Here is a 12023-nt window from a genome sequence, read left to right on the forward strand (position 1 = left end):
GCTCACGTGGGCTCGCGAATCCGGCATAGTCGGCCTGTGGATATACCTGTGGGTATGCTGCGGACAGGCTGTGGAACAGCGGTGATGTGCTTCGGAGCCGCCCGCAGATGCGTCCTTCGATTGTCATATCTCTGTCAAATGACCTCGCCGCATGATTCCCTGATCGTGCAGATCGCGGCGTCACGCACGGTCATGTGGTTTCCCCGAATTCGGAATTGCGCGCTGCGGCGTCCGCATTCACGAACAGTTTTTGTGCAGCCGCCTGCCCAAATGGCGGGCTCCCTCCATCCAATTTTTTGTACGCCCGCGGACAAGCTTTCCAGTCCGCTCTCCTCCTAGGCTCGCTTCCGAGATCTGGAACATGGCCATTGCCATGACAATTCGAAGGAGCTGGAGATGGAGAGACCGGTATTGCCCCAGGCGCGGGGGAACGCGCGTGCATCGCTGTCTTGGCGCAAGGCCGCGGTCGGCGCCGCGGTCACTTTCGGCGCGCTGGCAGCCGCGCCCCTGAGCGCGCAGGCTGCGGCGCCTGCGGCCTGCGCCGCGCTCCAGGACAAATATCCGGACTGGAAGGGCAAGACCCTCGTCAACGCCATCAACCCGCACACGCCGGGCTATGAGACCATCGACCCGAAGGATCCGAGCAAATATATCGGCTTCGACATCGATCTCGGCGAAGCCATCGGTGAATGCCTCGGCTTCAAGCTGACCTACAAGCCGGTGACGTTCGCGGCGCTCCTGACCACGCTGGCCGCGGGACAAGCCGACATCGTCATTTCCGATATCTACGCCACCAAGGAGCGCGCCAAGGCCGCCGACTTCATCACCTATTCGAAAGTGTTCGACGGCGTGCTGGTGGCCAAGGGCAATCCGAAGGGCATCAACGGCATCAACATGTCGATGTGCGGCGCCGCTGCCGCAGAAAACACCGGTTATGTCGAGGTGCCCCTGATCCAGGCACTGATGCCCGAGTGCAAGAAGGCCGGCAAGTCCGAGCCGACCGTCCAGCTCTACGACAACAACGCCAACTGCATCCAGGCGATCCTCGCCGGTCGTGCCGACACCTATGTCAACGACGTCAACACCGTCGACAGCGCGGTCAAGGCCTATCCGGACAAGCTGGAGAAGGCGACCGCGGTGACGATCCCGTATTCCGTCGGCATCGCCGTTCCGAAGGATAAGCCGAAATTCCGCGACGCCGTGCTCGCAGCCCTGATCGAGGTCCAGAAGGCCGGAACGCATATGGAGCTTCTGAAGAAGCATGGGCTCGACGTGAACAACTTCAAGGAGCCTGACATTCTGACGGCCGACTGATGTCGCTGTTCCTCCATTACCTGAGCATGCCGTATCTGCTCGAGGGCATTGAGCTCACCCTCGAGGTGACTGCCCTCGGGCTCGGCGGAGGATTGATCCTCGGATTGATCCTCGCCGGCATGCAGCTCTCCCGCTTCTGGCTGCTGGCGGCGATCGCCAGGGCCTACACTGTGATCTTCCGCGGCACGCCGCTGATCCTGCAAATGGTGTTCGCCTACGACGCGTTGCCGCATATCGGCATCAAACTGCCGGCGGTGCTGGCCGCCGGCCTTGCGCTGGCCTGCAACGAGGCGCCGTTCATCGCCGAGATGCTGCGTGCCGGCGTGCTCGGCGTCGATCGCGGGCAGGTGACGGCCGGCCAGGCGCTCGGCATGACGCCGCGGATCCTGATGTGGCGGGTGATCGCGCCCCAGGCGATCCGCACCATGATCCCGGCCTTCGGCAACGAGGCCGTGAGTGCGCTGAAGAATTCGTCGCTCGCCTCCGTGGTCGCGGTCCAGGAGCTGACCTTGCGCTCGACCCAGCTTGCGTCCTCGACCTTCGACTTCTTCTCGATCTTCTTCGCCTCGGGCTTGCTGTATCTCGTGCTGACCTTTGCCATCAGCATCATCCAGCTTTTTGTCGAATGGCTGCTCGATCTCGACCGCGCCAAAGGTCGCCAGCGCAAGCTCGCCGATTATCTGCCGTGGCGCCGCGTCGATCTCGCCACCAAGCTCGAACTTGCCGCGGCGACCGTCGACGTCCCGGTGTCCGCACAGGCAGAGCTCACCGACACGCCGCCGCGGGCGCTGACCCGCGAGGAGCGCACCCGGCGTGCGGCAACGATCTCTCGAAACAACATCGCGGTCGAGACCAGGGACCTCACCAAGAGCTACGGCGGGCAAAAGGTGCTTGGCGGCCTCGATTTTACGGTGCGCGTCGGCGAGGTCGTCGCACTGCTCGGGCCCAGCGGCTCCGGCAAGAGCACGCTGCTCCGCTGCATCAATCATCTCGAAAGCTGGGACGGGGGCACGGTGCGCGTCGGGGGACGCCGTCTCGGTTTCGACGACAACGGCAAGCTGCTGCCGCCCCGCGCGATCGCCAATGAGCGGGCAAGCGTGGGCGTCGGGATGGTGTTCCAGCAATTCAACCTGTTCGCCCATCTCTCGGCGAAGGAGAACATTGCCGGTCCCTTGCGCTGGGTGCACGGCATGACCCGCATCGATGCCGATCGCCGCGCCGCCGAGCTGCTCGACCGGGTCGGGCTGTCGCACCGCGCCGACGCGCTGCCGCGGCATCTCTCCGGCGGTCAGCAGCAGCGCGTCGCGATCGCCCGAGCGCTCGCACCGAACCCCAGCGTGCTGCTCCTGGACGAGCCGACCTCGGCGCTCGATCCCGAGCTCGTCAGCGAGGTCCTGGAGGTGATCCGGCGGCTCGCCATCGATGATGGCCTCACCATGATCATCTCGACGCACCAGATCCGCTTCGCGGACGAGGTCGCCGACCGTGTCGCTTTCCTGAACGGCGGCACGATCATCGAGGAGGGGCCCGCGCATGAGGTTCTCTCCAGCCCCCGCAATCCGCTGACTGCGCGTTTCCTCAGCGTGATGGAATCCGACAAGACTCCGGAGGCGGTGCGATGAGAGCCGCACCCGCAACGTTCAAGACCGCGTTTCCAGAAGAGGCCATCTCATGAAGCATTTCACGCTGCCGGTTTCACCGAAAACCGTCCACTGGGGCTATTTCTCCAAGAAGGTCGCGCCGGCCCTGACGCTGCGCTCGGGCGATCGCGCCACTATCGAGACGCTGACCCACCACGCCAACGACGATTACGAGCGCATGATCCAGGGCGATCCCGGCGCCGAGAGCGTGTTCCAGTGGACGCGCGAGCACAAGGCAGTCGCGCGGCGCGGCTCGGGTCCTGTCGAAGGCCCATTCATTCGTGGCGCAGGCGAGGGGATCGGCGTGCATCTCCTCACCGGTCCCGTCGCGATCGATGGCGCCGAGCCCGGCGATATCCTCGAAGTGCGCATCCTCGATATCAGGCCACGGCCGAGCTGCAGCGGCTGTCATGCCGGGCGCTGCTTCGGCTCCAACGTCGCCGCGAATTGGGGGTTTCACTATCACGATCTGATCGAGGAGCCGAAGCCGCGCGAGGTCGTCACCATCTTCGAGCTCGACACCTCCGGCGAGCCCTGCGCCAAGGCGGTCTACAACTACGTCTGGACGCCGCAGACCGATCCTGACGGCATCGTGCATCCCACCATCGATTATCCCGGCGTGCGCGTCGATCACGCCACCATCAAGAAGCGGGAGAACATCCTCGCGAGCGTCAAGGTGCCGGCACGGCTGCATTTCGGCACCATGGGGCTCGCACCATCGGAGGCCGATTTCGTCAGCTCGATCCCGCCGAGCTATACCGGCGGCAACATCGACGACTGGCGCATCGGCAAGGGCGCGCGGATGTTCTATCCGGTCGCGGTGCCCGGCGGCTATTTCTCGGTCGGCGATCCGCACGCCGCGCAAGGTGACAGCGAGCTTGGCGGCACTGCGATCGAGACCTCGCTGACCGGCGATTTCGAGTTCGTTCTGCACAAGAAAGCCGATCTCGCCGGCACCAGCCTCGAAGGTCTCGACCATCCGATGCTGGAAACTGATCAGGCCTGGTCATTCTACGGCTTCACCTATCCGAACTACCTCGCCGCGCTCGGCGTCGACGCACAAACCGAGATTGCCAATCACTCGAGTCTCGACCGTGCGATGCGCGACGCGTTCAGAAAACTGCGCCGTTTCCTGATGACCGTGCACGGCCTCAGCGAGGACGAGGCGATTTCGCTGCTATCGGTCGGCGCCGATTTCGGCGTCACCCAGGTGGTCGACGCCAATTGGGGCGTTCACGGCACGATCCGCAAGAACATTTTCCGATGTGACTAATGCTTTGAGAGGTAATCCGTTTCCGGGACGAGGACGTGACCAAAGACCGTCATTTGCGGCCCGTCGCTGCGACGGATGACCAATTGCGTCTGGCACAGAGGTTGCTTCGATCCACTGCAATCTGGGTCGATCCGATGAGCTTCCGTCCCTTCACGAGCGAGTCCTACGCGCAAGACGACCGGCCCGAAGCCTGGCGGGACGTGCTCGCCGCGGTCGGCCTGCAGCCGGCGGCAGGCCATTCCTTCCTGGATGGGCACGCAACGGCGTCACATCGTCACGCCGCAGGCGTTGCGCTGACGCGCATGGCGGCCGGCGCCCAGACCATTGGTCCGCGTTCGCAGGCCAACGAAGACCTGCCGATTGCGCTGATGCCGGTCGAAGACGGCATGGTGCTCAACAGTGCCGGCGGCCATCGCATTGTTCCGGTGGGCCATCTCGTGCTGCTGCCGCGGAGCGGGGACTGGAGTATCGTGTTCCAGCGCGACATGCGCGCCATCGTGCTGTCGGTGACGTCGGACGCGCTGCACGGCCGCCTCTCGGGTAGGCCGCGGCTCGGCGAACCCAGGGTCGTTCCGCCCAGCGGCTTTGCCGACGTCTTCGCGCGCTTGATGGACGCGACCGCGCGCACGCTCGACACCCTGAGCGATGCCGAATGGAATGCGGTCACGCAGTCGCTCGTCGATCTCCTGCTGACACTCGCCCATCAATTGGCGGCTTCGACGTCCGACGCCGGATCGAGCGCGACGCAGTCGGCACTCCTGCACCGGATCTGCCAGAGCATCGAACGCCGCCTCGACGATCCCGAACTGGTGCCCGCGCGCGTCGCGCAGGCCGAAGGAATCTCCGAGCGCTATCTGCAAAAGCTGTTCGAGACGGTCGGCGACAACTTTACTCACTACGTGCGCGAGCGGCGGCTGCAGCGCGCCTGGGCCGATTTGTCCAATCCGTCCGAGGCGCATCGTTCGATCTCGGAGATCGCCTACGCCTATGGCTTCGGCGATTCCGCGCATTTCAGCCGCGCCTTCCGCCATCGCTTCGGGCTGCCGCCGCGTGAGTTTCGCCAACAGGAGGCGGAGCGGGCGACGACGCAGCATGGGATAACCGGTCAGCGCGGCTGGCCGCAGGATGCGCTGGCGCAGCTTCGCGTGCACCAGGCGAGTGCCGAGGCGCGCGGCAATCTCGCCCGTACCGACATCGATGAGCCGAGGACGGCCGAGCGCAAGCATCATCATCTTCTGGTCGAAGCCGACCGTGTTCATTGGGGATATTTCAGTCGCTCGTTACAGCCGCAGCTCGAGATCGCCTCGGGCGATACCATCACCATCGAAACCCTGACGCAGCACGCCTCCGACGATCCTGAGCTGATGATCGCGGGCGATGCCGCCGCCGAAGACGTATTCGGCTGGACCAAGGCGAGGAAGAACGTGGATCGCCGCGGCGCGGGTCCGATGGATGCCAGCATATTCGGGCGCGGCGCGGGCGAAGGCTTTGGCGTGCACATCTGCACGGGGCCCGTGTCGGTGAAGGACGCCCAGCCCGGCGACGTGCTGGAAGTGCGGATCCTTGACATCGTACCGCGCGCAAGTCGTCATCCGAAACATTCAGGACGCGTGTTCGGCTCCTCGGTCGCGGCCTGGTGGGGCTATCATTACGACGAATTTCTTTCAGGGCCGAGGCCGCGCGAGGTCGTGACGATCTACGAAATCTTCGACGACGCCGATGCGCCACATGCCCGGGCGCTGTATTCCTACCGCTGGGAGCCGCAGACCGACCCGTTTGGCGTGGTGCACGCCACCTACGACTATCCCGGCGTTCCGGTCCTGCCCGGCACGGTGAAGCGCCGCCACGCCGTGCTCGACGGCGTCCGCATTCCCTTGCGCCCCCATTTCGGTGTGATCGCGGTGGCGCCGCGCGAGGTGGATTTCATCGACTCCGTGCCGCCGTCCTATTTCGGCGGCAATCTCGACAATTGGCGCCTGGGGAAGGGGGCGACCGTCTATCTTCCGGTGTCCGTCCCCGGCGCATTGCTGTCAGTCGGCGATCCCCATGCCACGCAAGGCGACGGCGAATTGAGCGGCACCGCGATCGAATGCTCGATGACCGGAACGTTCGAGGTGATCCTGCACAAGAAGGCCGATCTCGCCGGCCAGCCCTTCGCCGATCTCTCTTATCCCCTGATCGAGACCGAGACCGACTGGGTCCTGACCGGATTCAGCCATCCCAACTACCTCGCCGAGTTCGGCGCTCAGGGCCAGAGCGAGGTCTACGCAAAATCCTCGCTCGACCTCGCCATGAAAGATGCGTTCCGCAAGATGCGGCGCTTCCTGATGAACGTGAAGGGCCTCAGCGAGGACGAGGCGATCGCGCTGATGTCGGCCGCCGTCGACTTCGGCGTCACGCAGGTGGTCGACGGCAATTGGGGCGTGCACGCGATCATCAGCAAGCGCCTGTTTCAAACCTTCCCCTAGACAAGCCTTCCCTTGAAAGAAGCGCCGTAACAAGGAACCCCAGTGAAATTCCACATGATCAGCGGCGGACCGAAGCCGGTCGCGCCCTTCAGCCACGCGGTGGAGACCGACGGTTTTGTCTTCGTCACCGGCCAGATGCCGGACACGCCGCAAACACCGGGCGTGTTACCCGACGGCATCGTCGCGCAGACGAGGGCGGTGATGGAGAATTTGAAGGTTGTATTGGCGGGCGTCGATCTCGGTCTCGAACACGTCGTGATGACACGCATTTATCTCACACGTTTCAAGGAAGACTACACCGCAATGAACGAGACTTATCGCGGGTTCTTTCCGCCCGACCGCCTGCCGGCCCGCACCTGCGTCGGTGTCACCGGGCTTGCCTACGACGCGCTGATCGAGATTGACCTGGTCTGCCGCCGGCCGTGAGGCGACAGCCCGTAGCCCGGATGGAGCGAAGCGCAATCCGGAATTCGTTCCGCGGATACAGGGCCCCGGATTACGCTTAGCTCCATCCGGGCTACAAGACCTTGCGTTGCCCGTCAGCATGTGGCGCCCGCGCCGGAGACTGCAAGCCGCGCCGATCTATGAATGCCGGTTCATTGCTGCGGAGAATTCGAATCGGTAAGAATTAGCTCGTTGCGCGTCTCGCGTCGTGCAACGCGCCGGAGGCGGATCGATCGCGTCTTGAACCTTTCGATTGCGCCTCCGACGAATCCTTCGAGGCAACGCCATTGGTTGCCGCGGCGCCTGCGCCGATCGACGTCAGGCACCGAAAGCCCGTTTCGATCGGGGGAATTTCATATGAAGTATTTTCTATCTGCACTGATTGCGATCGGTCTATCGATTGCCGCCGCGCCGTCTTTCGCGGCTGACGCGCGCAACGTCACTGTCGTCAACGAGACCGGCTATGCGATCAAATTCCTGGGCTTCAACGCCCCGGATGACGGCATGGACGAATGGGACAACGAGCTGGACAAGGTTTTGCAGAACCAGGCGAGCACTTATGTCGAGTTCGATGATGACGACGAAGGATGCGTCTGGAACGTCCGCGTCGACTGGCAGAACTATGACGAGACCGTGCTCTGGAAGAACGTCAACCTCTGCAAGTTCACCGCGCTTCGGCTGCGCTACGATTCCGGCACCAAGACCACTTCGTTCGTCGCCGAGTAACTTGACCTGAGGCCAGGCGGAGGAGGGGCCAAGCGCCCTTCCTCGCCGCAATGTGCGAGATGGCGAATTCGTCCTTTGCAAGCGCAAGCGGCTTTGTTATACGCAGCCGCGCGCGAACGACGGGTTCGCCCTTTTCCTCGGTAGCTCAGCGGTAGAGCATCCGACTGTTAATCGGATGGTCGCTGGTTCGAATCCAGCCCGGGGAGCCAAATTCCGCTTCATCTTCAATGGCTTGCGTCAAGACTCTGATCTGGCGTGCGATCTCGTTGCGGCAAATTCTCAATTAGATGTGTACCGTGGCGAGCCTGCATCCACCGGGGTGACGCCAAAACGACTCAATTGAAATCAAGCTTCCAGGCGCCGGTCCTTTACGGAGCTGATTCCCATGCGAGACATCCAGGTCGACCGTTCCCCGCTGGCTCCCTCCATTCTGCCGGCGGACATCCCCGAACTCAGCGACGACGAATGCCTCGCCTGTCTGGCGCGCGCGGTCGAGACCCACGATTCGGCACGGCTGGATGAAGTCGCCGCATTGATCGGCCGCCTCGCCGTCACGATCGAATAGGCCGGCTCACCCTGGACGTTGCGAGTTGCGGAAAGGCCCGGTTCGCTGGGCCAAAGCCATGTTGCGTTTTTGCAGGGCCTGCTCCAAAGATGCCGCCAACTTTCGTCCGCGGCATCGTCCGCCTTGCAGGGTCCGCAAATGTCCGTTTTCTCGACGGCGCGCCTAAAAATGGTCGATGGCCAGGTGCGCACCAGTGACGTCACCGACCGTCGTGTTCTCGACGCCATGCTCACGGTTCCGCGCGAGGCCTTCGTGCCGGCCAGCCGGCAGGCATTGGCGTATCTCGACATCGATCTCGACGTCAGCGAGGGCGGCGCCAAGCGGTTCCTGATCAAGCCGCAGCTGACGGGCAAGCTGCTCCAGGCCGCCGAGATCGGCGAGGACGACAACGTGCTGGTCGTCGGCTGCGCCACCGGTTATCTCGCTGCGTTGACCGCCAAGCTCGCACGCCAGGTCACCGCGACGGAATGCGATTCGGCGCTGGCCAAGAAGGCCAATGACGCCTTCGCCGCCCTCGGGCTTGCCAACGTGGCCTGCAAGGCCGCGGCCTGCACCGAGGGTGATACTGCTGGTGGTCCCTATGATGTGATCGTCCTCAATGGCGCCACCGAGGTGACGCCGGCAGGGCTGCTCGGGCAGCTCAAGGAGGGTGGGCGTCTGTTGGGGGTTTCGGCCGAATCCAGGCCGCCGCGCGCCATGATCGTGACCCATACCCACGGCGAATTCGGCCATCGGGCGCTGTTCGATGCCGCGGCCCCGGTCCTTCCCGGGCTGGAACGGGCCGCCGCCTTCGTATTCTGACGGCCCGATAGCGGCTTTAGCCCGTTAAAATCCCGTTCTGAATCAGAAGTGTGGCCGGGATGCTGCACGTGAAGAGTTTCCACTGAGAACCACCCTCAGGTAGTTCCGTCGCGCTTGACCGCGTCCTATGTTGCGACGGGGCAACGACTCCACTCGTAGACGGTAACCCAGCTCGCGGGCACGAGCCGGGCGTTAGAATGAACGGAATTTTTGGATGCATGGGGTGAAGCTCTTCACCGGAGCAGCGGTTTCGGTCCTGCTGCTGGCGCTTGTCGCGCCGACGCCTGCCTTGGCGGATACAATCGAGGCTGCGCTGGTGCGCGCCTATCAGAACAATCCGCAGCTTAACGCGCAGCGCGCCCAGGTGCGCTCGACTGACGAAAACGTGCCACAGGCGCTGTCGGGCTATCGCCCCAAGGTCGGAGTCAACCTCAGCACCGGCTATCAATATCAGGACATTCAGCAGCAGCAGAAGGGTCTGCCGATCCATAGCGACCCGCCCCTTCAGCCCAATAGCGCCAGCCTGACCATCAACCAGACGCTCTACAACGGCAATCAGACCGCCAACAGGACGCGCGCGGCGGAGAGCCAGGTCTCGGGATCCCGCGAGGCGTTGCGCGTGCTCGAGCAGACGGTCCTGTTGCAGGCTGCCACCAGCTACATGGATTATCTTCGTGACTCCGCCACCCTCGAAGTTCAGCGCAGCAACGTGCGCGTGCTCGAACAGACGCTCAAGCAGACCCGCGATCGCTTCAATGTCGGCGAAGTGACGCGCACGGACGTGGCGCAATCCGAAGCGCAGCTCGCGGCCGGCAGGACCCAGGCACTGACTGCCGAATCGAATCTCACGACGACGCGCGCGAATTTCCGCCGCATCATCGGCAATGAGCCGACGAACCTTGCGCCGGGCTCGCCCGTCGATCGTTTCCTGCCCGGGACGCTCGCCTCCGCCGTCGGTCTCAGCCTGGTGGAGAACCCCAACGTCACGGCCTCGATGTTCGGCATCGATGTCAATTATCTTCAGGTCAAGATCAACGAAGGCGCGCTGCTGCCGACCCTCACGGTTCAGGCCGGCATCACCCAGTCGTACCAGCAGACCCTTACGGTCTTCCGAACGACGACCGCTTCCGCCATCGCGACCGCCTCCGTGCCGATCTATCAGGGCGGCGCTGAATATGCGCTCATCCGCCAATCGAAAGAGAACCTGGCGCAGCAGCGCCTGAATCTCGAAACCACCCGCGACCAGACCCGTGCCAACGTCGTGCAGGCCTGGGGGCAGTTGGAAGCCGGCAAGGCGCAGGTACAATCTGCGCAGGCGCAGGTCACGGCTTCCGAGATCGCGCTGAACGGCGTGCGCGAAGAAGCCAAGGCCGGCCAGCGTACCACGCTGGACGTGCTCAACGCGCAGCAGGCGCTGGTGAACGCACGCGTTGCGCTCGTCACTGCCCAGCATGACCGCGTGGTGGCGTCCTATTCGGTGCTCAATGCGGTCGGCCGTCTCGCGCCGCAAGTCCTCGGCCTCAACACCACGGTCTACGATCCCAGCGTTCACTACCAACAGGTTCGCGACAGCTGGGCCGGCGTGCGCACGCCTGACGGACGCTAGAGTCCCGTAATCGTCCGGTCGGCCTCGCGAATAGTCGAAGCCGACCGGTGCTTTGCTTGCAATCAGCAAAATCCCTGACATAGCCTTGCCAAGAAGATGCGGGCCGATTCGCTCTGCATCCGATGCCGTGTGCGTAAAGCATGAGTGCCGAGGGCAGGGGCGCACCGCTGCACGTTGAGCCGTCATCTGGGGACAAGTCGGGCTGCCGTGACGAAAATGTCGGGCCACCCATCCGGAACCGGCCAATCCTGTCGTGCTTGGTGTAAAACAACGCATGCGAGGGCGTTGATGATGTGGAGTCGGAGATGACGCAGCCTGCAAAGGTCACAGAACCCTCGATGGAGGAGATTCTGGCCTCGATCCGGCGCATCATTGCCGACGATGAGGCCAAGCCGCCGCCGGCGGATGCTGCCAAGCCCGAGAAAGCTGCCGCCCCCGCCGCGCCACCGAAGCCGCAGGCGATCAACGATATTCCGCCATCCAAGGTCGCGCCGCCCAAAGCGGCCGCCGAGAAGCCCGCACCGGCTCCGGCTGCAAAGCCGGCAGCGCCGCCAGCCCCGGCACCCGAGGCGGATGCATCCAACAATCAGGACGATATCGACGCACTGCTAGCGGGCCTCGACACGGCCACCGCTGCGCCGGAAATCCGTGCTCCCGAGCCGGAGCCCGAACCTGAGCCCGACGTGCTGGAATTGACCGACGATATGGCGCTGGCGATGGAGCCAACGCCGTCTCCGCCGCCGCCGAGCTTCCGCAAGGTCGAGCCGCGCGACGATCTCGAATTCGCCGAATCGCCGTCGCCGCGTCCGACGCCGGCATCCTATGCGCCGGTGGACTTCGATGCGCCGCCACTGCCGCCCCAACAGCCGATCCTGGCGCAATCGACGGTCTCCGCGGTCGAATCCGCCTTCAATTCCCTGGCCCACACGGTGCTCAGCAGCAATGCGCGAACGCTGGAGGATCTGGTCAAGGAGATGCTGCGTCCGATGCTGAAATCCTGGCTGGACGACAATTTGCCGGGCCTCGTTGAACGCATCGTGAAGGCGGAAATCGAGCGGGTATCGCGCGGCGGCAGGTAGATCGGGCCGCAGAGCCCTCATAAAGCCCTGCTTGTGCGATATATTTCGTCCCCTGACCGGACCGGAAAGCCCTGTTGCCGCCTGGCTTTCCGTTGACTTGTCCGTTG

The 12023-nt window shown here is 63.9% G+C and carries 10 protein-coding genes and 1 tRNA gene; all 11 read left to right on the forward strand.

Annotated elements, in window-relative coordinates; genetic code table 11:
- The first annotated feature begins 396 nt into the window (after positions 1 to 396).
- The 11 genes from N551_RS0110190 (at position 397) to N551_RS0110240 (ending at position 11916) form a co-directional block, all read left to right on the forward strand.
- Positions 397 to 1314: an ABC transporter substrate-binding protein gene (locus N551_RS0110190; RefSeq protein WP_027566899.1), complete on the forward strand. Its 918-nt coding sequence runs from the start codon at positions 397 to 399 to the stop codon at positions 1312 to 1314.
- Positions 1314 to 2936 (forward strand): amino acid ABC transporter permease/ATP-binding protein, encoded by a 1623-nt coding sequence (locus N551_RS0110195; RefSeq protein WP_027566900.1) that lies wholly within the window; start codon positions 1314 to 1316, stop codon positions 2934 to 2936. Before N551_RS0110190 ends, N551_RS0110195 begins: the two co-directional genes overlap by 1 nt.
- 49 nt (positions 2937 to 2985) lie before the next feature.
- A complete protein-coding gene (locus tag N551_RS0110200) occupies positions 2986 to 4227 on the forward strand; it encodes an acetamidase/formamidase family protein (protein ID WP_027566901.1) in 1242 nt (413 codons plus the stop codon).
- Between the two features lie 134 nt (positions 4228 to 4361).
- Positions 4362 to 6695 (forward strand): acetamidase/formamidase family protein, encoded by a 2334-nt coding sequence (locus N551_RS0110205; protein ID WP_027566902.1) that lies wholly within the window; start codon positions 4362 to 4364, stop codon positions 6693 to 6695.
- 42 nt (positions 6696 to 6737) lie between these two features.
- Positions 6738 to 7121: a RidA family protein gene (locus tag N551_RS0110210; RefSeq protein ID WP_027566903.1), complete on the forward strand. Its 384-nt coding sequence runs from the start codon at positions 6738 to 6740 to the stop codon at positions 7119 to 7121.
- Between the two features lie 375 nt (positions 7122 to 7496).
- Positions 7497 to 7865, forward strand: a complete 369-nt coding sequence (locus N551_RS0110215) for a hypothetical protein (protein WP_007591185.1) — start codon at positions 7497 to 7499, stop codon at positions 7863 to 7865.
- A 134-nt stretch (positions 7866 to 7999) separates the two neighbouring features.
- Positions 8000 to 8074, forward strand: a tRNA-Asn gene (locus N551_RS0110220).
- A 176-nt stretch (positions 8075 to 8250) separates the two neighbouring features.
- Positions 8251 to 8430: a hypothetical protein gene (locus tag N551_RS0110225; RefSeq protein ID WP_007591158.1), complete on the forward strand. Its 180-nt coding sequence runs from the start codon at positions 8251 to 8253 to the stop codon at positions 8428 to 8430.
- A gap of 138 nt (positions 8431 to 8568) precedes the next feature.
- Positions 8569 to 9231, forward strand: coding sequence for a protein-L-isoaspartate O-methyltransferase (locus tag N551_RS0110230; protein ID WP_027566904.1), 663 nt, complete (start codon positions 8569 to 8571; stop codon positions 9229 to 9231).
- A 214-nt stretch (positions 9232 to 9445) separates the two neighbouring features.
- Positions 9446 to 10837, forward strand: a complete 1392-nt coding sequence (locus N551_RS0110235; protein WP_027566905.1) for a TolC family outer membrane protein — start codon at positions 9446 to 9448, stop codon at positions 10835 to 10837.
- Positions 10838 to 11142: 305 nt separating this feature from the next.
- Positions 11143 to 11916 (forward strand): PopZ family protein, encoded by a 774-nt coding sequence (locus tag N551_RS0110240; RefSeq protein ID WP_027566906.1) that lies wholly within the window; start codon positions 11143 to 11145, stop codon positions 11914 to 11916.
- Positions 11917 to 12023 lie beyond the last annotated feature (107 nt).

The organism is Bradyrhizobium sp. URHA0013 (genome assembly GCF_000518345.1).
GTDB lineage: Bacteria > Pseudomonadota > Alphaproteobacteria > Rhizobiales > Xanthobacteraceae > Bradyrhizobium.